This is a genomic window from Cellulophaga tyrosinoxydans (assembly GCF_900176415.1).
Taxonomy (GTDB): domain Bacteria; phylum Bacteroidota; class Bacteroidia; order Flavobacteriales; family Flavobacteriaceae; genus Cellulophaga; species Cellulophaga tyrosinoxydans.
Genome location: NZ_FWXO01000002.1, coordinates 197,118 through 221,768, shown reverse-complemented (window position 1 = coordinate 221,768; position 24,651 = coordinate 197,118). Strand labels below are relative to the sequence as shown.

General features: G+C 32.0%; 24 protein-coding genes. 13 read left to right on the top strand and 11 right to left on the bottom strand.

From position 1 onward, the window contains the following. Nucleotides 1–7: 7 nt before the first annotated feature. The gene (pheT, locus tag B8963_RS07990) at nucleotides 8–2,434 is read right to left on the bottom strand and encodes a phenylalanine--tRNA ligase subunit beta (RefSeq protein WP_084060992.1); all 2,427 of its coding nucleotides are present in this window, start codon (nucleotides 2,432–2,434) and stop codon (nucleotides 8–10) included. A gap of 267 nt (nucleotides 2,435–2,701) precedes the next feature. Between pheT and B8963_RS07985 the strand changes: the two genes are divergently transcribed. Beyond that, on the top strand, nucleotides 2,702–3,928 hold the full coding sequence (locus tag B8963_RS07985) for a peroxiredoxin family protein (RefSeq protein WP_084060991.1): 1,227 nt from the start codon (nucleotides 2,702–2,704) through the stop codon (nucleotides 3,926–3,928). A 59-nt stretch (nucleotides 3,929–3,987) separates the two neighbouring features. Here B8963_RS07985 and leuB read toward each other — a convergent pair whose 3' ends face one another. Beyond that, entirely contained in the window at nucleotides 3,988–5,106 is a 1,119-nt protein-coding gene (leuB, locus tag B8963_RS07980) for a 3-isopropylmalate dehydrogenase (RefSeq protein ID WP_084060990.1), read from the bottom strand. Further along, on the bottom strand, nucleotides 5,106–6,278 hold the full coding sequence (locus B8963_RS07975; RefSeq protein ID WP_084060989.1) for a 2-isopropylmalate synthase: 1,173 nt from the start codon (nucleotides 6,276–6,278) through the stop codon (nucleotides 5,106–5,108). The genes leuB and B8963_RS07975 overlap by 1 nt, the downstream gene beginning before the upstream one ends. 146 nt (nucleotides 6,279–6,424) lie before the next feature. On the opposite strand from B8963_RS07975, the gene B8963_RS07970 reads away from it, so the two are divergent. Further along, a complete protein-coding gene (locus B8963_RS07970) occupies nucleotides 6,425–7,969 on the top strand; it encodes a hypothetical protein (RefSeq protein ID WP_084060988.1) in 1,545 nt (514 codons plus the stop codon). Nucleotides 7,970–7,979: 10 nt separating this feature from the next. Continuing rightward, nucleotides 7,980–8,852, top strand: coding sequence for a DMT family transporter (locus B8963_RS07965; protein ID WP_234989634.1), 873 nt, complete (start codon nucleotides 7,980–7,982; stop codon nucleotides 8,850–8,852). Here B8963_RS07965 and B8963_RS07960 read toward each other — a convergent pair. The 4 genes from B8963_RS07960 to panB are packed head-to-tail and all read right to left on the bottom strand — an operon-like array spanning nucleotide 8,845 to nucleotide 11,451. After that, complete coding sequence (locus tag B8963_RS07960; protein ID WP_084060986.1) at nucleotides 8,845–9,381, bottom strand: DUF4252 domain-containing protein; 537 nt, start codon at nucleotides 9,379–9,381, stop codon at nucleotides 8,845–8,847. The two genes, B8963_RS07965 and B8963_RS07960, sit on opposite strands and share 8 nt — an antisense overlap. Before the next feature lie 32 nt (nucleotides 9,382–9,413). Continuing rightward, entirely contained in the window at nucleotides 9,414–10,112 is a 699-nt protein-coding gene (locus tag B8963_RS07955) for an RluA family pseudouridine synthase (protein ID WP_084060985.1), read from the bottom strand. After that, entirely contained in the window at nucleotides 10,112–10,591 is a 480-nt protein-coding gene (gene lspA / locus B8963_RS07950; protein ID WP_084060984.1) for a signal peptidase II, read from the bottom strand. The genes B8963_RS07955 and lspA overlap by 1 nt, the downstream gene beginning before the upstream one ends. A 41-nt stretch (nucleotides 10,592–10,632) precedes the next feature. Continuing rightward, a complete protein-coding gene (gene panB, locus B8963_RS07945) occupies nucleotides 10,633–11,451 on the bottom strand; it encodes a 3-methyl-2-oxobutanoate hydroxymethyltransferase (protein WP_084060983.1) in 819 nt (272 codons plus the stop codon). A gap of 115 nt (nucleotides 11,452–11,566) precedes the next feature. Here panB and B8963_RS07940 point away from each other — a divergent pair, with 115 nt between their 5' ends. Next, complete coding sequence (locus B8963_RS07940; protein ID WP_084060982.1) at nucleotides 11,567–12,031, top strand: nuclear transport factor 2 family protein; 465 nt, start codon at nucleotides 11,567–11,569, stop codon at nucleotides 12,029–12,031. A 1-nt stretch (nucleotide 12,032) separates the two neighbouring features. Here the strand turns inward: B8963_RS07940 and B8963_RS07935 are convergent, their stop codons facing one another. Together B8963_RS07935 and B8963_RS07930 are read right to left on the bottom strand one after the other, a co-directional pair. Beyond that, nucleotides 12,033–12,518 (bottom strand): GyrI-like domain-containing protein, encoded by a 486-nt coding sequence (locus B8963_RS07935; protein ID WP_084060981.1) that lies wholly within the window; start codon nucleotides 12,516–12,518, stop codon nucleotides 12,033–12,035. Between the two features lie 270 nt (nucleotides 12,519–12,788). Then, a complete protein-coding gene (locus B8963_RS07930; protein ID WP_084060980.1) occupies nucleotides 12,789–14,213 on the bottom strand; it encodes an L-serine ammonia-lyase in 1,425 nt (474 codons plus the stop codon). Between the two features lie 308 nt (nucleotides 14,214–14,521). Between B8963_RS07930 and dnaK the strand changes: the two genes are divergently transcribed. The 3 genes from dnaK (at nucleotide 14,522) to B8963_RS07915 (ending at nucleotide 17,907) form a co-directional block, all read left to right on the top strand. After that, on the top strand, nucleotides 14,522–16,423 hold the full coding sequence (dnaK, locus tag B8963_RS07925; RefSeq protein WP_084060979.1) for a molecular chaperone DnaK: 1,902 nt from the start codon (nucleotides 14,522–14,524) through the stop codon (nucleotides 16,421–16,423). 127 nt (nucleotides 16,424–16,550) lie between these two features. Beyond that, nucleotides 16,551–17,468, top strand: coding sequence for a hypothetical protein (locus B8963_RS07920; RefSeq protein ID WP_234989633.1), 918 nt, complete (start codon nucleotides 16,551–16,553; stop codon nucleotides 17,466–17,468). A gap of 154 nt (nucleotides 17,469–17,622) precedes the next feature. Then, on the top strand, nucleotides 17,623–17,907 hold the full coding sequence (locus B8963_RS07915; protein WP_234989632.1) for a hypothetical protein: 285 nt from the start codon (nucleotides 17,623–17,625) through the stop codon (nucleotides 17,905–17,907). A 46-nt stretch (nucleotides 17,908–17,953) separates the two neighbouring features. On the opposite strand, the gene B8963_RS07910 is transcribed toward B8963_RS07915, so the two are convergent. Next, a complete protein-coding gene (locus B8963_RS07910; protein WP_084060976.1) occupies nucleotides 17,954–18,502 on the bottom strand; it encodes a GNAT family N-acetyltransferase in 549 nt (182 codons plus the stop codon). Then, on the bottom strand, nucleotides 18,503–19,147 hold the full coding sequence (locus tag B8963_RS07905; protein WP_084060975.1) for an alpha/beta hydrolase: 645 nt from the start codon (nucleotides 19,145–19,147) through the stop codon (nucleotides 18,503–18,505). A gap of 116 nt (nucleotides 19,148–19,263) precedes the next feature. On the opposite strand from B8963_RS07905, the gene B8963_RS07900 reads away from it, so the two are divergent. From B8963_RS07900 to B8963_RS07875, 6 genes are all read left to right on the top strand, one after another. Beyond that, complete coding sequence (locus B8963_RS07900) at nucleotides 19,264–19,686, top strand: PaaI family thioesterase (protein WP_084060974.1); 423 nt, start codon at nucleotides 19,264–19,266, stop codon at nucleotides 19,684–19,686. 1 nt (nucleotide 19,687) lies between these two features. Continuing rightward, nucleotides 19,688–20,797 (top strand): chorismate-binding protein, encoded by a 1,110-nt coding sequence (locus tag B8963_RS07895; RefSeq protein ID WP_084060973.1) that lies wholly within the window; start codon nucleotides 19,688–19,690, stop codon nucleotides 20,795–20,797. A gap of 21 nt (nucleotides 20,798–20,818) precedes the next feature. Beyond that, nucleotides 20,819–22,573, top strand: coding sequence for a 2-succinyl-5-enolpyruvyl-6-hydroxy-3-cyclohexene-1-carboxylic-acid synthase (gene menD / locus B8963_RS07890; protein WP_084060972.1), 1,755 nt, complete (start codon nucleotides 20,819–20,821; stop codon nucleotides 22,571–22,573). A 39-nt stretch (nucleotides 22,574–22,612) separates the two neighbouring features. Beyond that, on the top strand, nucleotides 22,613–22,957 hold the full coding sequence (locus tag B8963_RS07885) for a DUF2853 family protein (RefSeq protein WP_084060971.1): 345 nt from the start codon (nucleotides 22,613–22,615) through the stop codon (nucleotides 22,955–22,957). 117 nt (nucleotides 22,958–23,074) lie between these two features. Next, nucleotides 23,075–23,908 carry a CvfB family protein gene (locus B8963_RS07880; RefSeq protein ID WP_084060970.1) on the top strand — a complete coding sequence of 278 codons (834 nt, stop codon included), beginning with the start codon at nucleotides 23,075–23,077 and terminating at the stop codon, nucleotides 23,906–23,908. 143 nt (nucleotides 23,909–24,051) lie between these two features. After that, entirely contained in the window at nucleotides 24,052–24,651 is a 600-nt protein-coding gene (locus B8963_RS07875; RefSeq protein WP_084060969.1) for an SPOR domain-containing protein, read from the top strand.

Sequence of the window (24,651 nt, the reverse complement as noted above, 5' to 3'; positions counted from 1 at the left end):
AATGCTATTATCGTAATTCTGCGCCTAACTTAGTTTCAAATTTTTCTTGAAACTTACCCATTATCTTTTCAATTTGTTTGTCTGTTAATGTTTCTTTTTCAGATTTTAAGGTAAAACTTACAGCATAAGATTTTTTGCCTTTTGGTAATTTAGAACCTGTATATACATCAAATAAACTTACATCTTGTAACAAAGACTTTTCTGTTTCAAAGGATAAATCATACACATCTTTAAAGCTTACCTCTTCGTTTAATAAAAGTGCAAAATCTCTTTTTACTTCAGGGAATTTAGAAATCTCTTTGTACGTTATACTGCTTGGTGCTAATAATTCTAGTATAGCGTCCCATTTGAAATCAGCAAAAAGCACTTCGTTTTTTAAGTCAAATGCTTTTAAAATAGATTTTTTAAGTGTCCCAAATTCCACTAAATCGGTCTTTTGAGAGGATAAAACTAAACCTTCGGCAAATTCTTCTCCATGAGAAACTTTGGAAGTAAGATTGCTAATTCCAAGTCGTCGAAGTATAGCTTCTACATATGATTTTAAAGTAAAGAAGCTAATTTTTTGAGCTGGCGCAACCCAATTTTCATCACTTTTATTTCCAGTTACATAAAGTGTTAAATGCTTGTTTTCAACATATTTAGCGTTGTAAACATGATAACTCTTTCCAAATTCAAAAAATTTAAGGTTTTGACGTTTTCTATTACTGTTAAAAACAACAGACTCTAAACCAGAAAATAATAATGATTTTCTCATAACAGATAAATCATTACTCAATGGATTTATAATTTTTACCGTTTGTTCTTCCTTTAATGTTGTATTTAGATTGTTATAATTTGGATTCGACAAGCTATTTGTCAAAATTTCATTGAAACCTTTAGCTGCTAAAAAATCACCAATGGTTGCTTGTATTTTATAATCTTCAAAAGGTGTTGTAGTGGCTATAGAAGCGTTTAATTTATTTTTAAAATTAATATTGTTATAACCATATACACGCAATAGTTCTTCAATAACATCAACCTCTCTGCGTACATCCACTCTGTAAAAAGGGATTGTAAGACCTAAACCAGTTTCTGTAACGTTATTTAATTTTATTTCTAAAGAAGCTAAAATTGACTTAATAGTATCTTGTGGAATTTCTTGACCTATAAGTTTATTTATTTTTTCGAAGGTTAAAAACACTTGATAATCGTTCTTCTTTGTAGGGTAGAAATCAACTAAATCAGATGTAATATCTCCTCCAGCTATTTGCTGAATTAATATTGCCGCTCTTTTTAAACTATATTCTACGCTATTAATGTCTATTCCACGTTCAAAACGAAAGGAAGCATCGGTGTTGAAACCATGTCTTTTTGATGTTTTACGAATAGAAATTGGATCAAAATATGCACTTTCTAAGAAAATAGAAGTGGTTTCATTGGTAACACCAGAATTTAAACCACCATATACACCTGCAATGCATAATGGTTTTTCGGCATCACAAATCATTAAATCATCCTCATGTAACTCAATCTCAGTAGCGTCAAGAGTTGTAAATTTTGTTCCTTTTGGAAGTGTTTTTACTATTATTTTATGATCTTTAATTTTATTAGCATCAAATGCATGTAGTGGTTGCCCTAATTCATGCAGCACATAGTTTGTTGTGTCTACAATATTATTTATAGGGTTTAGTCCAATAGCCTTTAATCTGTTTTTTAGCCATGTTGGTGACTCCTGAACGGTTAAATTACTAATAGTTACACCACAATATCTTGGTGCCAATTTACTATCAGCAACATTAACATCTATTTTTAATGATCTATTGGTTACAGAAAAATTACTAACCGATGGTGTAATTAATTCAAGTTGAATATCTTTTTGCTTTAAACCAGCTTTTAAATCCCTAGCTACACCTAAATGGCTCATAGCATCGGCTCTATTTGGTGTTAACCCAATTTCAAAGACAATATCATTTTCCACCTCAAAAAGTTCAGAGCAAGGTGTACCAGGTTTTAAATCGCTACCTAAAATCATAATTCCATCATGACTTGTACCTAGACCTATTTCATCCTCAGCACAAATCATCCCATGACTTTCTTCTCCTCGTATTTTTCCTTTTTTTATAACCCATTCTTCGCCTTCTGGGGTAAAAAGCTTAGTACCAATAGTAGCAACTGGCACATTTTGACCTTGTGCAACATTGGCAGCACCACAAACTATTTGAACAGGATTTTCCAATCCTATATCAACCATAGTAATATTTAACTTATCAGCATTCGGGTGTTTTGAACACGACAAAACATGACCAACAACAATTCCTTTTAAACCACCTCTTACAGATTCAAATGGTTCAATGCCTTCTACTTCTAATCCAAGATCGGTTAATAAATCTGCTGTTTTTTCAGCTTCCCAGCTTAATTGTAAAAATTGTTTTAGCCAGTTATACGAGATTTTCATTAAATTGTATTTGCAAACTCAATTTTAGTTTAGGCATAGAAAACTTAAAAAATAGTTTCTAGCGTATTTAAACTTGAGGGTTAGTAATGGTTTGTGTTTAAATTTTAATTAACTAAAATCAATACAAGTACTTAAAAAGTGTGTATTAATAATAAGCGAACAAATATAAAACAATGTGTTTATACATTCAACAGGTATTCGACGGATTTTATTTTTAATTTTTAAATTATAAATTGTTTCTTGTAGGCTGATTAAAGAAAGGATGTTATGAAGAGATTAATTTGCGGAGTCATTGTATTATTTTGTTTTTTAGGATGTAAAAAAGATAATACCAACATTTTAAATGAAGGAAATTGGCTTGTAGAGTTGTCGGTGTTGGATAATCAAAAATTACCCTTTAATTTAAAGTTAGAAAAAAACTTTGATGGAACTTACGAAGGGAAGGTATATAATGCAGATGAAATAATAGTTGTTGATGAAATAAATGTATATGGGGATTCCATTTTAATTCAAATGCCGGTTTTTGAGGGATATTTAAAAGGGGAATTTTCTAAGGATTTTATCAAAGGAGATTTTATTAAAGAAAGTTTAAATAGAATTGTTCCATTTACAGCAACCCACGGAATAGAAAAAAGATTTACCTCAAACAAAACAGCATCGGAGTTAATTTCAGGTGTCTGGGAAACAAACTTCAGTCCTGGAACTCCAGAGGAATATTTAGGCAAAGGTATTTTTGTTCAGAACGGAAATAAAGTAACAGGTACCTTTAGAACAACTACTGGTGATTATCGTTATTTAGACGGATTGGTGTATGGTGATTCTGTAAAACTTTCTGCTTTTGATGGTGCACATGCTTTTCTATTTACGGCAAAAATTGTCAATGACAGTACTTTAAACGGAATGTTTTATTCGGGTAACCATTTTAAAGAGCCTTTTGTAGCCAAAAGAAATGAAGTTTTTGAGCTACCAAATGAAGATTCACTTACATTTCTGAAAAAAGGCTATGAAACTTTTAATTTCTCCTTTCCAAATGACGAAGGACAAATGATTGCGCTATCCGATAACGAATTTCAAAATAAACCTGTAGTAGTGCAAGTAATGGGTACTTGGTGCCCTAATTGTTTAGATGAAACTAAGTTTTTAGTATCCTATTTAAAAGAAAACAAAAATACAGAACTAAAAGTAGTGGCCTTAGCTTTTGAGTATGCCAAAACTGAAGAGGAAGCCTATAAAAGTATTAAAAGATTAAAGGACAGAATAGGAGTGGAGTATCCTATATTATTAGCGCAATATGGAGATGCCGATAAAGATATTGCTCAAAAAAAACTCCCCATGTTAAACCACGTTCTTTCGTACCCTACCACTATATTTATAGATAAAAAAGGATTGGTGCGAAAAATCAAAACAGGTTTTAATGGACCCGCTACTGGCGATAAATTTCTTGAATTTAAGAAGGAATTTAATTCTATCGTTGAAACATTGGAGAACGAATAAACAAAAAAGCCCCTTCTAATGAAGAGGCTTTTAAGCGACTAATTATAAATAAAACATATTTAAATAATAGTGGATTTACCTAATCCAATATTTTCGTAATTCATGTTTAAACTGTCATCTGTATCAACAATATTGCTGGCTATAAAATCGCCTACATTATTGGTTCCGTATTTGCTTTTTGGATTTATATCTGGAGTGACTATGTTTTTCTTAAAAGATTTATTAACCGCAGATACTACGGCTCTAGATTCTTCCTCTAATCCATAATGTTGCAATAGCATTGCTGCAGATAAAATTGCAGCAATAGGATTTGCGATATCTTTACCTTGTGCTTGAGGATAAGAACCATGTATAGGTTCGAACATTGCTTTATCAGTTCCAATAGATGCAGAAGGGAGTAGTCCTATAGAACCCCCGATAACGCTTGCTTGATCAGAAATTATATCACCAAATAAATTTGCAGCAAGAATAACATCAAATCTGCTTGGATTTAAGATCATTTGCATAATTGCATTGTGCAGGTAAATACATTCTAATTCTACATCAGGATAACTCTCAGCAATTCTTTTAACAACTCTACGCCATAATCTAGATGTCTCTAAAACATTAGATTTATCTATGAGCGTTAGTTTTTTTCTTCGTTTTCTTGCCGCTTTAAAAGCTAAGTGGGTAATTCGGCTAATTTCAGATTCGGTATATTTACTCAGATCAGTTGCATAAGAACCATCTGGACTTAAAAACTTTTCACCACAATAAATACCACTTGTTAATTCTCTATATATTACAAAATCTGTACCTCGGAGCACAGCTTCTTTTAAAGGTGACTTTTTGATTAAGGTAGGAAAAACAGCAACTGGTCTAATGTTTGCAAATACACCAAGTTCATTTCTTAGCCTAAACAATCCATCTTCTGGTCTTATTTTAGCATCTGGATTATTGTCAAATTCAGGAGCTCCAATTGCACCAAATAGTACGGCATCAGAATTTTTACAAAGTTCAATAGTGCTGTCGGGTAAAGGGTCTCCGGTTTTATAGATTGCCGCTGCACCAATTAATGCTGTTGTGTACGTAAATTGATGATTAAAAGTTTCCTCAACAGCTTGTAAACACTTTACAGCCTGTGCGATAACCTCCGGACCAATACCATCTCCAGGCAAAAGAGTTATTTTTAATTCCATTAGGCTATACTTTCTATTTTTACTGGACTGCTTTCTATAATTCTATGAATATCTTCGTCTAAAATTTCTTTTTTCTGATCGGCATATTTTAAGAATTCATCATAAACAACATCCAATTGTAATTTAGTTAATTCATAACCAACATTTTTAGCTCTGTAGGCCAAAGCTGCTCTACCGCTTCTCGCGGTAAGTACAATAGAAGATTCATCGACACCAACATCAGCAGGATCAATAATTTCGTAGGTTTCTCTATTTTTTATAACACCATCTTGATGAATACCTGAGCTGTGAGCAAATGCATTGGCGCCAACAATAGCTTTGTTAGGTTGCACTATCATACCCATTTTTTGAGATACCATTCTACTCGTATCATTTAGTAATTTACTGTTGATATTTGTATCAAGGTTTAATCTTGGATGTTGCCTTAAAATCATCACAACCTCTTCTAGTGCCGTGTTACCTGCACGTTCACCAATTCCATTAATAGTACATTCTATTTGTCGAGCCCCGTTAATTACACCCGCAATAGAATTTGCTGTTGCTAAACCTAAATCATTATGGCAATGACAAGATAAAATAGCTTTGTCTATGCCTTTTACATTTTCACGTAAATATTTAATTTTTGCACCATATTCTTCAGGCAAACAATATCCAGTGGTATCCGGAATGTTAAGTACTGTTGCTCCGGCTTTTATAGCTGCTTCGCAAACTCTCGCTAAAAATTCATTATCTGTTCTTCCAGCATCTTCTGCATAAAATTCAACATCTTCCACAAAGGTTTTTGCATAAGAAACGGCTTCAATAGCACGTTCAATAATGGCGTCTTTATTTGAGTTGAATTTAAATTTTATATGTGATTCTGAAGTTCCAATGCCAGTGTGTATTCTTGGTCTCTTAGCATATTTTAGTGCCTCAGCTGCTACTTCTATATCTTTTCTAACGGCTCTTGTTAAACCACAAACAGTTACATTTTTTATAATTTTTGCAATTTCTTGAACAGAGTTAAAATCTCCAGGACTAGAAATCGGAAACCCAGCTTCGATGACATCAACTCCGAGAAGTTCTAATCGTTCTGCAATTACTAATTTCTGTTTTGTATCTAATTTACAGCCTGGTACTTGTTCTCCGTCTCTAAGTGTGGTATCAAAAATTTGTACTTTATCTTTGCTCATTATAATTGCGTAATTTTACTAGTCATTACGAATATATACTTACTCTTACTATATATTTGGGACTCGAAAAATCATTTACAACGTTAAGTTACTTTTAAGGGTATTTAAATAATTGATAAACAAGTAGTTAAACAACATTTTTTACGATGACAAATGCTAATAAAGATTCTTTATTTGTTCTAATAAAATCACTATCCAAGTCAGAAAAAAGACAATTTAAGCTTTATGTGGGTAGGCTAGGGGTGAATACTGATGCTAAATTTTTAGCACTTTTTAATTTGTTAGATAAAGTAAAGGATTATGATGAAAAAGTAATTTTAGATACGAATATTGTAAAAAAGGCACAACTATCTAACTTAAAAGCACATTTATACAAGCAAATTCTTGTTAGTTTAAGATTGAATCCTGTAAATCAGAATATTCGTGTGCAAATTAGAGAACAACTCGATTTTGCCACAATTTTATATCAAAAAGGCCTTTACAAACAAAGCTTGAAGATATTAGATAAAGCTAAATCAACAGCAATTGAAAACGAAGAAAAAAATATTGCTTATGAAATTGTAGAACTTGAGAAAATAATTGAAACTCAATATATTACACGAAGTATTCCAGATAGAGCAGATGAATTAGCCATTCAGGCAAAGGAGCTATCAGCTCAAAATGTAATGACTAGTAAATTATCTAATTTGTCATTACAACTGTATGGACAAATGCTAAAGATGGGATATGTTAGGAGTGATGAAGATTATCAATACATTAAAAAATATTTTGAGAAACATTTGCCGAAGTATAAAATGTCAGATCTAGGTTTTCGTGAAAAACTATGGTTGTACAAGGCACATTTGTGGTATAGTTTTTTAATTCAAGATTTTTTGTCTTGTTACAAATATGCAAGCAAATGGTCCGATTTATTCTACGAACACAAAGAAATGATTTACTTGAATCCCGTTTTTTACTTAAAGGGCAGTAATTATTTATTAGAATCGTTATTTTATGTTCGTTATAGTTCACAGTTTAAAGAGACTTTAGAAAAGCTTGAAGCAACTATCAACGAGAAAGATTTTCCTCAGAATGATAATGTTGCTTCCTTGTCATTTTTATACATCAATAGTAATAAACTTAATCAGCATTTTTTAGACGGTACTTTTGAAAAAGGAGTTTATTTAGTAAAAATTATAGAATACGGCATACAAAAACATCAAGACAGAATAGATGAGCATCATGTAATGCTGTTTTATTATAAAATTGCTTGCTTGTATTTTGGTATGGGTGATAATAGAACTTGTATTCAATATTTAAAACGCATTATAAATAATAAGAATTTAAAAATGCGCGAAGATTTAATGTGCTTTGCTAGGGTTCTAAGCCTTGTAGCACATTATGAAGCAGGCATGGATTACCACTTAGAAGTACAATTAAAAAGTACCTATAAATTTTTATTAAAAATGAATGATCTTCATGCGGTACAAAAAGAAATGATTAAGTTTTTGCGTGGTTTGGGCGAAATTTATCCAAGTGATTTGAAAAATGAATTTCAGAAATTATACGATCAGTTAAAGAAATATGAGGACCATCCGTATGAAAAACGTGCGTTTTTATATCTGGATATTTTATCGTGGTTAGAAAGTCATTTACAAAACAAACCAGTAGCTCAAATAATTAAGGAAAAGGCATTGGCATTGACAAGATAAATCTAAATTTTTGAAGAAAAGCAAACATTTAAATCAGCTTTTAGAAATAAATCTTGCAATGTTTTTTGTAAGTACATCTGGTGCTTTAGGAAGATACATTGCCTTACCTGTTCCAGTAACTATTGGCTTAAGAGCAATACTAGCGTTACTTTTTTTAATTCTGTTTTGTAAGTACAAAGGTATTTCACTTAAAGTAGAAAGAGCCCATTTGCTCCCTGTATTAATCAGTGGATTGCTTATGGGGTTACATTGGTTAACTTATTTTTATGCATTAAAATTATCGAATGTTGCTATAGGTATGATATCACTATTTTCATATCCTATACTTACCGCTTTATTGGAACCACTCTTGCTAAAAACTAAGTTGCAAAAGGCACATTTTCTATTAGGATTTTTGGTTTTATTGGGTATTTATTTTTTAGTTCCGAGTTTTGATCTTGAAAACAACTATACTTTAGCAATTTGTATAGGTACACTATCGGCACTTTTCTATGCGCTACGTAATATTTTATTAAAAACAAAAGTAGCGGCATATAATGGTTCTATGTTAATGTGTTACCAAATGGGCGTGGTTGCAGTAATACTAATGCCCTTCTACCTTACTATCAGTGTGGAGGAAATTATGAACGAGTGGCAAGGAGTTATGCTTTTAGCTTTACTAACCACAGCAATTGGTCATACGATGTTTTTAAATAGTTTTAAGTATTTTTCAATTTCAACAGTTAGTATTTTAAGCAGTGTTCAGCCTGTTTTTGGTATTCTAATTGGAGTAGCCTTTTTAAATGAAATACCAACACGTAACACCTTGATTGGTGGTGCAATTATATTAAGTTCTGTTGTAATAGAAAGTATACGTTCTTCTAGAAAAAAAGCAATTAGTTAGCATTTGTAGCTGCCGGAGTTTTAAGATTATACTGCTGTAGTAAACCATCCGTAAGCTTTTCAAAATCTGCATTTTGAGCCATTTCTCTAACTTTGGTTGGATCAAAATCACCTTTAAAATAAAGAAATGAACCTTGCAGTAGGTTATTGTTGTAAATCAAGATTTCTTTAACACTATTTTTCTTTTCTCTAATGGAAATTACATTTCGTTTTAAATCATCATTTTTTCGGTATACTTCAATAAAATTATTTCCTGTAATACCATTCATTTGATTGTTTAAGAACTCAGTTCTGGCAGGTGTTGTACTCGGAAATTGCATATAGCGTAAATCCTTAGTGTTGCCAATAAGAGATTCTATTTCTGGTGAAATACCACTTAATAAACTAAACATAAATTGCGGTACACGTACTGCGGTTACTTGATTGTCGTTTTTATGTGTATTATAAAAACTGTCAATGGAATTATAGCTTCCACAGGACATTATGAAAAGGACTAGTGCTACAAGAGCTATTTTTTTAAAAAAAATCATGGTATAGTGTTTTGCTAAAAATAAGCAAAAAATTACAGACACGCATTCCAAATAGCTTCATTTGGTGGTGGTGCCATAAAAGTTAGTTTTTCTTTCTTTACTGGATGAATAAAAGTTAAGCTTCGAGCATGTAAATGAATGCTAGCATCTTTATTACTTCGATCTGCTCCGTATTTTAGATCACCTTTTATTGTACACCCAATTGCAGCTAGTTGGGCTCTAATTTGATGATGCCTACCGGTATGTAAATCTATCTCAAGCAAAAAATAATTATCTAATTTCTTTAGTAATCTATACTCAAGAATAGCTTTTTTACTTTCAGAAACCTCTTTGCTATGCGCGTAAGATTTATTTTGTTTCGTGTTTCTTTTTAACCAATGCGTAAGTACGTCTGAGGTTTTTGGTGGTTGATTTTTTACCACTGCCCAGTACGTTTTTTTTGCATCTTTTTCAGCAAATAGCTTATTTAACCTGGGTAAGGCTTTAGACGTTTTAGCAAATACAATCACGCCAGAAGTAGGGCGATCTAAACGATGTGTAACTCCTAAATACACATTTCCAGGCTTTTTATACTTCGTTTTAATATATTCCTTAACAACCTCGCTTAACGGAGCATCACCAGTTTTATCGCCTTGTACAATATCTCCAGGTCGTTTATTAATTGCGATTAAATGATTATCCTCATAAATAATTTGAAGATTTGTTGGAGTAGAAAGTGTTTTATTATCCACTAAAAGTCTAGTTTTTTATGCCTGATACTCAGGATAAAGATTAAAATTACACCTAATGTCACTGATACATCTGCCATATTAAAAATACCAGTTTTGAAAAACCCAAACTTTATAAGAAAGAAATCTGTTACTTTTCCATGTGCAATGCGATCTATTAAATTGCCTATTCCTCCTCCAATTACAAAAGAGAATGCAATTACTAGCCATTTGTTAAGATGCTTTTTTCGAAGAATATTAACTAGTAGAATTATCAGTACAATTACAGGGATTAGCTGTAAAAATAGTATTTTCAGCATAGGAGGGAGGCTTTCTCCAAATCCAAGCATTGCGCCTCTGTTTTCAACATTTGTAAGTATAAAATTATCTTCAACTAATTGTATATAGTCATTTGGCTCAATGCGATTACGAACCATCTTTTTACTTATTTGATCGCAACCAATATTGAGAAGAACAAGAATAAGAATGGCTATTTTTTTCATTTTTAAATGCTACTATTTTTCAGAATGAATATAAGACAATATCAATACTGTTCTTCATTACTTGGGAAATCGCGACTTTTTACATCAGCTACGTAATTAGATATTGCTTTCCCCATTTCTTCAAAAAGGTTCATGTATCGTCTTAAAAATCTAGGATTAAATTCTTGTGTTAATCCTACTAAATCATGCACGACCAATACTTGACCATCTACACCATTTCCTGCACCAATACCAATAACAGGTATATTTACGCTTTCAGCTACTTCTTTTGCGAGTTCTGCAGGAATTTTTTCTAAAACAATAGCAAAACAACCGGCTTTTTCTAGCATTAACGCGTCTTCTTTTAATTTCTTTGCCTCTTCTTCTTCTTTAGCACGTACTGTATAGGTTCCAAATTTATAAATGGATTGTGGTGTTAAGCCTAAGTGGCCCATAACTGGAATGCCCGCGTTTAAAATTCGCTTTATAGATTCTTTTATTTCAATTCCTCCCTCAACCTTAACAGCATGGCCGCCACTTTCTTTCATAATACGTATCGCAGATCGTAATGCTTCTTTTGGATCACTTTGGTAGCTACCAAATGGTATATCAACCACAACCAAAGCTCTATTTACAGCTCTAATTACCGATGAAGCATGGTAGATCATTTGATCTAAAGTAATTGGTAAGGTAGTTTCATGACCAGCCATAACATTACTTGCAGAATCCCCAACCAAAATTACATCTACATTGGCTGCATCTACAATTTTCGCCATGGAATAATCATATGCAGTTAACATAGAAATTTTTTCGCCGTTTTTTTTCATCTCAATTAATGATTTAACGGTGACTCTTTTGTACTCTTTTTTAGCTACAGACATTGATTATAAAATTTTAAAGGATAAAAGTAAGGAAATTGATTCGTATTTATAGACTAGTTCAAGTATCTGTTTCGCTAGTAATTATTACTTTAGAGAATAATTAAAGGTTAACACTATGAAATATAATGTATTAGCAATGTTTTTTTTATTCTTTTCATTGCTTCAGGCTCAAAACGAAGATGAAAAAGCAGTACAAAAGACTATAGAAAATTTTTTTATTGGTTTTCATAATCAAGATGCTACTCAAATAAGAAACACTGTTAATGCCGATGTTATAATGCAGACAGTTAGTAGCGACTCCACTGGAAATACACTTGTTAAAAATGAAAAATTTGAAACGTTTTTAAAATCTATAACGAGTATACCTAAAACTACCCTTTTTAAGGAAAAGATAATTTCTTACCATATTCAAATAGATGGTAATATGGCCAATGCATGGACAATTTATGAATTTTGGTTGAATAATTCATTTAGTCATTGTGGTGTAAATTCTTTTCAACTTATAAAATTTGGGAAGAAATGGAAAATTATTTATGTGATAGACACGCGACGGAAAAATGGTTGTAATCAGGGCGATTAGATTATTTTTTTAATTTTATGGGAATCCAAATCTCTTCTTCAGAATTAGGGTTTGTATTACTATATTTTTCTCCTAACAGTTCAAAATGTTCACGGTCGTCTACTTCATATTCGGATTTTGGCAACCAATCGGTGAAAATTTTGGTAAATGTTACATAAAAAGCACTAGCAGGACCTTGATGAAGAAATACAGCATATAAACCACCTTTTATGGTATACGTTTCTAAACCTTCAGGAATAACATTAAAATTAGTTACTTCAATCGCCGCCCATTTTGTAAATTCTAGATTTGGGTTAAAATTCTCATATTGAAATAAAGTAGGATAGATTTGCATGCTATGCAAATTAGACCCAATTGCATTTGAAATTAGTTTTTTTGTAGGCATGAAACTTTTCCAAAGTTGAGAAGTCGTATTATTAGCGTAAGACATTTTCATATGTTTACCCATTAATTTTGTTTCCGCAAGAATTCTTATTTCTGGAGTCATTGATATCTTTAAAAAAACAACCCTGAAGTCATTACTTTCAGGGTTATAGTTTGAATATTGTAAAGATCTATTTGTTTTTTTTAGCTCTTTTTTCTTCTTTTTTTTCCTTAGCCGTTTTTAAAGGCTCTTTTTTTACATTCTTTTTTGCGTCTTGACCTTTTGCCATGATAGTCTATATAATAAGGTTAATAATCTATTTGTTTTTTGAAATGTAATTCATACTAAAGGTAATAAATACTCTTTTAGCAGTTGTTTTTTTTAATATAAAATTTAACAATCACTTAAAAATACGCCAACTGCTAAGCCACCTTCAGAGGTTTCTTTATATTTAGAACTCATGTCTTTTGCAGTTTCCCACATGGTTGCAACTACCTTGTCTAAAGGCACTTTTGCATCTTCTGGGTTAGAGCCTAAAGCTAGCTCAGCAGCATTTATAGCTTTTATTGCACCCATAGAATTGCGTTCTATACACGGAATTTGAACCAAACCTCCAATAGGATCACATGTTAATCCCAAATGATGCTCCATGGCTATTTCTGCAGCCATCAGGACTTGTTCAGGTGTGCCGCCGAGTAATTCTGTAAGCGCACCAGCCGCCATAGCAGAGGAAACTCCTATTTCTGCCTGACAACCACCCATTGCGGCTGAAATTGTTGCCCCCTTTTTAAAGATGCTGCCAATTTCTCCGGCAACTAATAAGAATTTTTTTATGTCTTTAAAATCGGCTTCATGATTTTCAATTACCATATAATACATTAAAACGGCAGGAATAACCCCTGCACTGCCATTTGTAGGTGCGGTAACCACACGACCTAAAGAGGCGTTTACTTCATTTACTGCTAAAGCAAAACAACTTACCCATTGTAATATTTGCCTAAATTTTACTTCGGTTTGGCGTATGGTAGCTAACCATTCTTCTGGAGTTGAATAAGGTCTTTCTTCCTTTAATTTTTGATGTATATCAAAAGCACGTCTACGCACATTTAGTCCTCCTGGTAATGATCCCTCTGTATGACATCCTGTATACATGCATTCTAACATAGTGTCCCAAATACGATGCAATTCATGATCGATTTCAGCATCGGTACGTAACGATCGTTCGTTTTCAAGAACAATTTCTGAGATGCATTTGTTTTCAGATTTACAAAAATTCAGAAGTTCTACACCAGTGGTAATTGGAAAAGGAAAGGCTTTAAATATTTCAATATTTCTTTTAGCTCTTTTACGCTCTTCTTTTACTACAAAACCTCCACCAATAGAATAGTATGTTGCTTTTTTCTTTTTTCCACTATATAAGGTGGCTTCAAATGTCATTCCATTAGCATGAAAAGGCAAAAATTCTCTTTTAAAAACTATATGAGTTTCTGGATTAAAAGGTAAGGTGCGTTTTCCATCCAACTCAATTTTTTGTTCTGCCTTTATTCTAGAAACAATGCTAGATATATGTTCAATAGGGATGTATTCAGGATCTTGACCAGATAATCCTAGCATTAATGCATAATCCGTTGCATGGCCCTTTCCAGTTAATGATAAAGAACCATAAATCATCACTTTTACCTCGGAAACATCTTCAAAAACGTTGGCCTCTTTTAATTCGTTTATCCATTTTTCTGCTGCACGCCACGGTCCAAGAGTGTGGGAACTTGAGGGACCCACACCAATTTTTAGCATATCAAAAGTACTTATTGACTCCATATTTTTGTTATAAATACAACTTCATGGGTAAATGTACAGACTAATTTCACAATTTAGAAATATATTATTCCGACTTATTTGTTTTAAACTCATCACAATTTGTATTTAACTAACAATGCTGTAAGGTGCCAATATGGTAATAGCACTAGCTAATTGGCGCTTAATAACTACCAGCTATGTCAAGTTTTGGATAATTTAAGTAGCTATTGTAATGATAAAATGACAACCTGTCAGTTTTTGTCTCTTGGCATATTGTTTGTCAACTTGTTAAAGAATAATAAAAAGACTAATAATTAAACAAACATAAAATGAGTAAAATTATAGGAATAGATTTAGGAACTACAAACTCTTGCGTTTCTGTAATGGAAGGTAACGAGGCAGTAGTAATTCCAAATGCAGAAGGAAAAAGAACTACACCATCTGTTATTGCTTTTGTAGAAGGAGGAGAAATTAAAGTAGGTGATCCTGCAAAAAGACAGGCGGTAACAAACCCAAATAAAACGATTTATTCAATCAAACGTTTTATGGGTAATAAATTTTCAGAGTCTAGTACAGAGGCTAAGCGAGTACCTTATAAAGTAGTAAAAGGTGATAACGATACGCCAAGAGTAGATATAGATGGACGTTTATACTCTCCACAAGAATTATCAGCAATGATTCTTCAGAAAATGAAGAAAACTGCTGAAGATTATTTAGGTCAGACTGTATCCAGAGCAGTAATTACTGTTCCAGCATATTTTAATGATGCACAGAGACAAGCAACAAAAGAGGCAGGTGAGATTGCTGGTTTAACTGTAGAACGTATTATCAACGAACCAACAGCTGCATCGTTAGCTTATGGGATGGATAAAAAAGATACAGATCAAAAAATTGTTGTATTTGACTTTGGTGGTGGTACCCATGATGTTTCTATCTTAGAATTAGGAGATGGCGTTTTTGAAGTATTGGCTACAGATGGAGATACACACTTAGGAGGTGATGATGTTGATCAAAAAATTATCGATTGGTTAGCAGATGAATTTAAGAAAGACGAAGCTATAGATTTACGTGATGATGCAATGGCATTACAACGTTTACGTGAAGCTGCTGAAAAAGCGAAGATAGAATTATCTTCTTCTGCACAAACAGAAATTAATTTACCATACGTAACAGCAACCGCTAGTGGACCTAAGCACTTAGTTCGTACACTTACTTTAGCTAAGTTTAATCAATTAATTGATGATTTAGTAAAAAGAACAATTGAGCCATGTGCAACAGCATTAAAAAATGCAGGTTTATCTAAGAGTGATATTGATGAAATTATTTTAGTTGGTGGTTCTACTAGAATCCCTGCTGTTCAAGAAGCTGTAGAGAAATTCTTCGGTAAAAAACCATCAAAAGGTGTTAACCCTGATGAAGTTGTTGCCGTAGGTGCTGCAATTCAAGGTGGTGTATTAACCGGAGATGTTAAAGATGTATTGTTATTAGATGTTACCCCACTTTCTTTAGGTATTGAAACTATGGGTGGTGTAATGACTAAATTAATTGAAGCGAATACTACAATACCAACAAAAAAATCGCAAGTATTCTCAACAGCAGCAGATAATCAGCCATCAGTTGAAATTCATGTTTTACAAGGAGAAAGACCAATGGCGGCAGATAACAAAAATATCGGACGTTTCCATTTAGATGGTATTCCACCAGCACAAAGAGGAGTTCCTCAAATTGAAGTAACTTTTGATATTGATGCTAATGGTATTATTAAAGTATCAGCAACAGATAAAGCAACAGGAAAATCGCAAGATATTCGTATTGAAGCTTCTTCTGGTTTAACTGAAGAAGAAATCAAGAGAATGAAAGCTGAAGCAGAAGCTAATGCTGAGTCTGATAAAAAAGCTAAGGAAACTGCTGATAAATTAAATGAAGCAGATGGAATGATTTTCCAAACTGAAAAGCAGTTGAAAGAATTTGGTGAAAAATTATCTGACGATAAGAAAAAACCTATCGAAGAAGCTTTAGAAGAACTTAAAAAGGCTTACGAGTCTAAAGATTTGGCAGTAATTACTCCAGCTTTAGATAAAATAAATGAAGCTTGGAAAGTTGCATCAGAAGAAATGTATAAAGCGCAAGCTGAAGCACAACAAGGTGGAGCAGCTCCAGGACCTGATGCGGCAGCTGGTGCTCCAGAAGCTGATAATGTTGAAGATGTTGACTTCGAAGAAGTTAAATAAACTACATACATAGTAATAGTAAAAGAGCGCTCTACTAAGAGCGCTCTTTTTATTTGGTATAGCTTTTGTTTTAATTTGATGGAATTACATTTAAATTTGCACTATGATAAAAAACTACTTTTTTAAAATGCCGAGGATTTTTGTTTTGTTAATTGTATTGTGCTATACAGAATCTTCTATTGGCCAAATGGCAAAACTGTTTACTATTGCTGATTTTGACCTTCATGGAAAAGTAAAAACATGTTTAGTGATTACAGATTACGGTAAAGAGGAGTTTAGCTTTAATGAAGAAGGAGTGCTTACCAAATTAGTTACACGCTACAATGATACCGATTATGATATTACCTATTACAAGTTTTCTAATGGTGAGATTAGTGAAAAAAGAGTAGAGAATTATCGTGATGGTCGTTTTGATAAAAATACATCCATTGCAAATATATATACCAAGGATAGCACAAATTCAGGAATTATTGTTACTGAAAAGATATTTTCTTATGCCAAAGAATTTCTAGATCAGTATGAGTATACCTATAACAAACAGGGAGATCTTACTAGTATACTTAGAAATTATGATGATGGTTTAGAAAACACATTGCTCACTTATGAAAGTATTAATGGAGAAAAAACAACCACCTATACTTTAGATGGCGAAGTGCAAAAAACAATAAGGGTATCGGAGCCAAAAATTAAAAATGCCAATAAACAGCGCGTAGAATTAACCAAAGAATTTGTTGGAGGAAAACCATATAAGGCTGTCGAACATATCTATAATCATCAGAACAAATTAATTTCGGAGAATAAATTTGAGTATGATGAGAGAACAAAATCTTTTAAATCAAAAGAACTAAAAATCTTTAGTTATAATAAGTTAGGTATGCTGACCGCATTAAAAACCAAAACAGGTAAACTAGAACGTATAAAAAACTACATTTACCAGTATGATAACGGTGAGAAAGGGAATTGGATTAAGCAGATAATTACACCAGATAATTCATATATAACTCGGAAAATTACGTATTACGATACGAAATTAAGTAAAGAATAATTGGAGTCTAAAATAATTTTATACTACACTATTTTTTTAAAAAATCACCATCATTAAATAGTTAATCGCTATCAAAAACATACAAGGTACATATCAAATTAAAGGCTACAACCAAGATGAAGAACAATCTGGGTATTCTGGTTTTTTAAAATTAATGACAACTGGTAAAAATCGCGTTAATGCAATTTGGACTATTGGAGGAGAGCAAACACAAACCGGAAGAGGGTTCTATAAAGATGATATCCTGGTTATAAACTTTGCTTATTTAGGAGAATTAAGAAACAGACCTAAAACTTTTAAAGGTGTTGTTGTTTATAAATTAATAAATGAAAATATATTGGAGGGTTTTTGGTCTGAAAAATTTGGAGATGACAATTTTCTAGGTTTTGAAGAAGCTAGAAAAATGACAAATGCTGAAATTGCACAAGTGAAGCCCTAATGCTATGTTATTTTATTACAATTATAACACTAAAAATGATTTAAATCTATGTCCATTCCTCTTTAAGTAGGCCATAACAACATGTGTCCCGTTTAAATCCATCTAATAAATATACATTCTTTCTTAAAATGCCTTCTAACGTGCAACCTAATTTTTCAACTGCTTTGCGTGAGGCAATATTTCGTGCATCTACTCTAAATTCTACTTTTTCAAAATTCATAGTATTAAAAGCATAGTCGAGCATCAAATGTTTCATTTGTGTGTTTAACCCTGAGCCATGAAATTCTCTTCCAATCCAAGTGGAGCCTATTTCTAGCACCTTATTTTTCCAATTAATGTTCATATAGCGTGTAGAGCCAGCATAGGTATTATTTCTTTTGTCAAAAATGATAAAAGGAATACTTGTTTCTGCCTTTTGCTGTACCAATGAAGTTTCAACGTAATTTTTTAAAGCTGCTTCAGAATTTATGTCAGATGGGGAATACTGCACAAGTTTTTCTTGTTGTGTAATAGGGTAGAGGTAATGATAATTTTGTAGGGTTAATGGAGAAAGCTTTACAAAAGAGTTCTCTAGTATAATTGGTTCTATTTTCATCTATACTAAATGCTTAATTAGATCTTTTTTTACTTCATGTCCTCCGTTAAAAATATGTATTTCTGCTCTATTATTAAATAAAGAAGTAATTTTTTTGGTTTCTAATTGCATACGCTCTTCATTTAAATATTCATCTTGGTCACCTACAATAATTTTTATAGTAGTATTTTGCTTTTCTAAAAATGTAAAATCTTCAGCTTTTAGTTCATTCGGAATACCACCAGCATACAAAACCAACATATGGCATTTTAATTTATTTAAAACGGTATATCGTGTTGCGATAGATACACCTTGCGAAAATCCAAAAACTATTAGATTTTGATCCTTAGATATTGCTTCGGCCTCAAGTACAGCATTTACATACTGATTAATATTTTGCATTTCTTGAGCAGTATTTTCTTTGGTTAACCAGCTAGCTCCTACATGAACATATTTTCCATTCAGGTAATATTTAGATGGGGCTTGAGGAGCAATAATGTAATTTTCCTCTGGATCCAAATCCTTAAAATACTTTAGAAAATAACGACTTAAATATCCAATACCATGAAAAACAAGCCAGACATGTTTTGTTCTATTAGTATTCTTATTAAGGGTTTCATAGGTATTGCTAGTTTTATAAGTAACCACCTTTTCTTGAGTATTCATTATCTACTATAGGTTTAATAATTAAAAGTATTGAAATTAATAAGAATAATTAATTTCAAGCCTACAATATGCCTTTTGTTGTTATTGGAATCCTTAATTTTACATAAAAAGATTTCATGGACGATTTTAAAGAGAAAATACTAAAGATTTGTAATGATACTTGCAAGGGTACATTAATGGAAACTTTAGATATTAGCTATGTAGATGTAGGAGAAAATTTTTTAATAGGTAGAATGCCTGTAGGACCAAAAGTATATCAGCCCGATGGTGTTTTGCATGGTGGAGCAATGGTAGCACTTGCAGAAAGTGTTGGTAGTGCAGCATCATATATTTTTCTTAATGGACAAGAGGTTACCATTAGAGGTATTGAAATTTCTGCAAATCATGTGAAAAGTATTCGTGAAGGTTATGTTTTTGCGAAAGCTAAGATTGTTCACAAAGGTAGAACAACACAACTATGGGATATTAAAATAACAGATGCAAATGACAATTTAATATCTGTTTGTAAACTTACAACCATCGCATTACCCAAAAAGTAATATGTTTCAAAAATTAATTGAAAAAGCTGAAATACAATTCAGTGCTTTAAAACCTTTTGTGCTTTATAGAAAACCTTTAGAGCAAAATGTAATTGGATTATTTCAAAATGATGATGCACTACATTACGTGCAAGAATATACTAAAAACGGATTTGTTTTTGCTCCATTTAATGCCGATGAACCAACTATATTCATGCAGATTGATGAAAAGGTAATAGTGGTATATGAAGAAGCTAAAACAACTAATGAACCATCTGAAATTAAGGTAGAAGAAGATGATCGCTCTAAAGAATTTCATATAAATCTTGTTAAAAAAGGCATTGATGCGATAAAGAATAATGCCTTTAAAAAAGTAGTTTTATCTCGAAAAATTGAAGTAGGAATTAAAAAATCAGCCTTTGTATTATTTCAAGAGTTACTTGCCAATTATGATAATGCTTTTTGTTATTTATGGTATCATCCAAAAGTAGGCTTATGGTTAGGTGCTACCCCAGAAATACTGCTTAGAGCAGAGAATTCGCAACTAAAAACCATGTCACTTGCAGGAACTCAAAAATATACCGGTAATGAATCACCAGAGTGGGGCATGAAGGAGTTAGAAGAACAAGCACTTGTAACTTCATATATTTCCAAAGCAATAGCACCAGAGGTAAAACAATTGAAAATATCTGAAACAACATCCGTTAGAGCTGGTAATTTATGGCATCTAAGAACCTCGGTTTCTGGTATTATGAATAATAATGCAATACATTCTATAATTAAGGCATTGCACCCAACTCCTGCGGTATGTGGTCTACCTAAAAAAGAAACAAAAGCATTTGTTATAGCTCATGAGAATTATAATCGAGAATTTTATACTGGGTTTTTAGGGGAGCTAAATTTTAAAGAAGAACAATTTAGATCTGGAAATCGCAGAAACAAAGAAAATCAGGCTTATAAAACAATTAAAAACACTTCTTCTTTATACGTTAATCTAAGGTGTATGCAAGTAAAACAAGATAAGGCTTATATTTATGTTGGAGGAGGAATTACAAAAGACTCCATTCCAAATAAAGAATGGGAAGAGACAGTGGCAAAAAGTAAAACAATGCTTAAAGTACTATTAGACTAAAAATCTAGTTAAAATTAATAAATGAAATTCTCAACAATACCATCAGCACAAACCGTTGCACATTATTGCAAGTTATATGGGATTCAAGATATTGTAATTTCTCCAGGATCTAGAAATGCTCCATTAACCATTAGTTTTACCGAAAATAATTATTTTAATTGTTACAGTATTGTAGATGAGCGTTGTGCTGCATTTTTCGCCTTAGGTATGGCGCAACAAAAGCAAAAACCAGTTGCCGTTTTATGCACATCGGGTAGTGCGCTTTTAAATTATTATCCCGCAATCGCAGAAGCTTTTTATAGTGATATTCCATTGGTGGTTTTATCTGCAGACAGGCCATCTTATAAAATAGATATAGGCGACGGTCAAACCATACGCCAAGATCATGTTTTTGATAGACATATTGGCTATTCAGTTAATTTAAAGTTAGATGTTATTCACGCAACGGAAACAATTAAAAATCAAGGTAAGGGTTTAATTTCTGACACAATACCTATAGAAACGCAACAAGCAGCAGTAGAACTTTTTAATACCCAAGAGCTGGAGAAGGCTATTAAAACAGCCATTTTTAGTAGTGCGCCTGTACATATAAACATACCTTTCGAAGAGCCACTTTATGGTACTACGCTCTCTCCAAACAAACAACAGAATAATGAATTACTTAAACCAGTAGAGGAGTCTTTAAATACTTTAGATGATTATGTGTCCTTATGGAATTCTGCCCCGCGAAAATTAGTTTTAGTTGGTGTAAATAATCCAAATAGTGTAGAGCAAAAGTATTTGGAGGTACTTGCGAATGATGATTCCGTTGTAGTTTTAACAGAAACTACATCAAACTTGCATCATCCTAATTTTTTTCCAAGCATTGATAGTTTAATTGCGCCAATAGAAAAGTCAAGTCATAAAGAAGAATTGTTTACGCAATTACAGCCAGATATCTTATTGACATTTGGGGGATTAATTGTGTCAAAAAAAATTAAAAGCTTTTTGCGTAAATACAAGCCAAAACATCATTGGCATGTTAATAATAAAAAGGCCTATGATACTTTCTTTTGCCTAACAAAACATTTTAAGGTTTCAGAGAATACTTTTTTTGCTTCACTTTTTAAAAATCATGTTAGTGTAAAAAGTGATTATTATCCCTTTTGGAGTAAAGTTAAATTGGGCTACGAGCAAAGGAGAGATAATTATGTAAAAAATATTCCTTTTTCAGATATGTTGGCATTTTCAATCACGGCCAAATTAATACCTGAAAAGTATCAATTGCATTTAGCAAACAGTTCTACGGTTAGGTATGCACAATTGGTTGATATAGATAAATCTATTACTGTATTTTGCAATAGAGGCACCAGCGGAATTGATGGATCAACATCAACAGCTATAGGCGCATCAATTTATTGTGAAGAACCTACACTATTAATCACTGGAGATTTGAGCTTTTTATATGATAGTAATGCGCTTTGGAATAGGTATTTAAAAAGCGATTTCAGAATTATTGTTATTAATAATGATGGTGGTGGAATTTTTAGAATTTTACCTGGTCAAGAGGATACTGAAAATTTTGAAACTTTTTTCGAAACTAGGCATACCATAAATATTGAGGACGTATGCAAAACTTATCAATTGGAATATGAACTCGCAACTAATGAGTTTGAGTTAGAAAATAACTTAAGAAAGTTCTTTTTAAAGAGTGCAAAACCTAAGTTATTAGAAATCAAAACGCCTAGATTAATAAATAATAAAATTTTGTTGAGTTATTTTGATTTCATATCTTAGTGAACACATTAATATTCATTTAAAAGAACACTAACAATTATGAGTAAAAGAGACGAATTAATCGTAAAGTATGCGGCGGATATCAAAGATAAATTTGGAGAAACGCCTAATATGGATTTATTAACTAAAGTTGCAATAGGATTAGGTCCAGCAATATATAATGCAGATGCTTCCAAAGTTTCAGGAGGTGATATGAAAGAAAAAGAAACGGTTAAAAACAACTTTCTTATCAAAAAATTAGGAATGAAAGAAAGTGCTGATATGATGCCAGCAATTGAAAGCGTCCTAGAAAAATATGGTTCTTCTAACAAAAATAAGCACAGAGCAGTAGTTTATTACATGTTAGCTAAACACTTTAAAAAAGAGTCTGTTTATAACAAATAGTATCTAAAGATGTTTTTAAAAGCCGTTTCAAATTATTGAAACGGCTTTTTTCGTTTGTTAAAGCTTGTAATCATTAGTTTTTATTTAAAATATAAGTTTAAAACGTACTTTTGTAGCATGATAGAATTAGGTAATTATAATACATTAGAAATTCTTAGGGATACTAGTGTTGGTCTTTTTTTGGGCGATGATGAAGGAAATGATGTTTTATTGCCAAATAAATATGTTCCAGAAATTTATGAAATTGGAGATAAACTAAATGTTTTTTGTTATTTAGATTTTGATGAGCGCCCAGTTGTAACATCCTTAACCCCTTATATAATTAGAAATACCTTTAAATTACTTAAAGTAGTTGAGGTTAATAATATTGGTGCATTCTTGGATTGGGGCCTTGAAAAACATTTACTAGTTCCTTTTCGTGAACAAAGGGTACGAATGCAAGAGGGGCAATGGTATGTTGTTTACTGTTATTTAGATGAAAAATCTTTTAGACTAGTTGCCTCAAATAAATTAGATAAATTTTTAGACAATGAAAATTTAACGGTTGAAGTTAACGAAGAAGTAGATTTGATTGTAACTCGCCAAAATGATTTAGGTTGGGATGTAATTATAAATAATAAACATAAAGGTCTGGTTTACTCCAATCAAGTGTTTAAAAAAATTGGAGTAGGCGATGTAATTAAAGGTTACATTAAAACCATAAGACCTGATCATAAAATTGACGTAAGTCTACAAGCCATTGGGTACGAAAGTGTAGAACCTGCAGCAAATATTATCTACAAGCGATTGCAGAAAGAAGGAGGATATTTGAATCTACATGACAAATCTTCGCCAGAAGAAATCAGTGCCACATTACAAATGAGTAAGAAAATATTTAAAAAAAGTATAGGTACGCTTTACAAAGACCGTAAAATTGAAATTAAGCCAGATGGTATTTATTTGATACAGTAAAGACTGGTATATGCCGTTCATCTATAATAATATGGTATTCAAGTAAATAAATGGTCAATTCTTTTATTTTCATTTAATTAATTTTTACATTTATAGCCCTTAAGAATTTAATTAAAAAGTCACCCCTTAATAACAAGTTGCATATGCCGTTTATTGAAGAAAGCGATCTACTTGATTTACATAAAGATATAGATAAAGCTCAAATACTTAATGAAAGACTTTTAGATCAGATTAAGTATAAAAACAAAGAACTTAGAAATAGTAAAATTCAGAGAAATGTACTTGCAGGAATAACAGGTTTTTTTCTTTTGGGAATTTTTGCCCTTTATATATTTGATGCAGGACGTAGAAGTAATTTAACGCAATCTAAGAATAATCTTGTTGTTACAGATTTGGATAGTTTAGATGCCATTAGAAACAGAATGGAAAATCTTAAGCTAAAGAATGAAGAGTTAAGCAATATAAAAGAGTTTTATTTGGCTAAAGAGTTTTTAGAAAAAGAGAAAATTTACTCAGTACAAGTAAAATCTTTTGTAGATAATAATATAACGCTGGCCTCAGAATCTCTAACGAATACATTATTTGTAAAGACGAATCCATTTTATTCTTACTCCCTAGGTAATTTCGAGACTATCGAGGAAGCTAGATCGTTTAGATACCAATTAGTAAAAATGGGTTTTGAAGATGCTTTTGTTGCATCTTATCAAAATGGCAAGCGAATTAAAATAGAGGATCCCTACTAG

Bases quoted from the DNA above. Each gene is read 5' to 3' on its own strand.
- pheT (WP_084060992.1), bottom strand. From the start codon at position 2,434: ATGAAAATCTCGTATAACTGGCTAAAACAATTTTTACAATTAAGCTGG.
- B8963_RS07985 (WP_084060991.1), top strand. From the start codon at position 2,702: ATGAAGAGATTAATTTGCGGAGTCATTGTATTATTTTGTTTTTTAGGA.
- leuB (WP_084060990.1), bottom strand. From the start codon at position 5,106: ATGGAATTAAAAATAACTCTTTTGCCTGGAGATGGTATTGGTCCGGAG.
- B8963_RS07975 (WP_084060989.1), bottom strand. From the start codon at position 6,278: ATGAGCAAAGATAAAGTACAAATTTTTGATACCACACTTAGAGACGGA.
- B8963_RS07970 (WP_084060988.1), top strand. From the start codon at position 6,425: ATGACAAATGCTAATAAAGATTCTTTATTTGTTCTAATAAAATCACTA.
- B8963_RS07960 (WP_084060986.1), bottom strand. From the start codon at position 9,381: ATGATTTTTTTTAAAAAAATAGCTCTTGTAGCACTAGTCCTTTTCATA.
- lspA (WP_084060984.1), bottom strand. From the start codon at position 10,591: ATGAAAAAAATAGCCATTCTTATTCTTGTTCTTCTCAATATTGGTTGC.
- panB (WP_084060983.1), bottom strand. From the start codon at position 11,451: ATGTCTGTAGCTAAAAAAGAGTACAAAAGAGTCACCGTTAAATCATTA.
- B8963_RS07940 (WP_084060982.1), top strand. From the start codon at position 11,567: ATGAAATATAATGTATTAGCAATGTTTTTTTTATTCTTTTCATTGCTT.
- B8963_RS07935 (WP_084060981.1), bottom strand. From the start codon at position 12,518: ATGACTCCAGAAATAAGAATTCTTGCGGAAACAAAATTAATGGGTAAA.
- B8963_RS07930 (WP_084060980.1), bottom strand. From the start codon at position 14,213: ATGGAGTCAATAAGTACTTTTGATATGCTAAAAATTGGTGTGGGTCCC.
- dnaK (WP_084060979.1), top strand. From the start codon at position 14,522: ATGAGTAAAATTATAGGAATAGATTTAGGAACTACAAACTCTTGCGTT.
- B8963_RS07920 (WP_234989633.1), top strand. From the start codon at position 16,551: ATGCCGAGGATTTTTGTTTTGTTAATTGTATTGTGCTATACAGAATCT.
- B8963_RS07915 (WP_234989632.1), top strand. From the start codon at position 17,623: ATGACAACTGGTAAAAATCGCGTTAATGCAATTTGGACTATTGGAGGA.
- B8963_RS07910 (WP_084060976.1), bottom strand. From the start codon at position 18,502: ATGAAAATAGAACCAATTATACTAGAGAACTCTTTTGTAAAGCTTTCT.
- B8963_RS07905 (WP_084060975.1), bottom strand. From the start codon at position 19,147: ATGAATACTCAAGAAAAGGTGGTTACTTATAAAACTAGCAATACCTAT.
- B8963_RS07900 (WP_084060974.1), top strand. From the start codon at position 19,264: ATGGACGATTTTAAAGAGAAAATACTAAAGATTTGTAATGATACTTGC.
- B8963_RS07895 (WP_084060973.1), top strand. From the start codon at position 19,688: ATGTTTCAAAAATTAATTGAAAAAGCTGAAATACAATTCAGTGCTTTA.
- menD (WP_084060972.1), top strand. From the start codon at position 20,819: ATGAAATTCTCAACAATACCATCAGCACAAACCGTTGCACATTATTGC.
- B8963_RS07885 (WP_084060971.1), top strand. From the start codon at position 22,613: ATGAGTAAAAGAGACGAATTAATCGTAAAGTATGCGGCGGATATCAAA.
- B8963_RS07880 (WP_084060970.1), top strand. From the start codon at position 23,075: ATGATAGAATTAGGTAATTATAATACATTAGAAATTCTTAGGGATACT.
- B8963_RS07875 (WP_084060969.1), top strand. From the start codon at position 24,052: ATGCCGTTTATTGAAGAAAGCGATCTACTTGATTTACATAAAGATATA.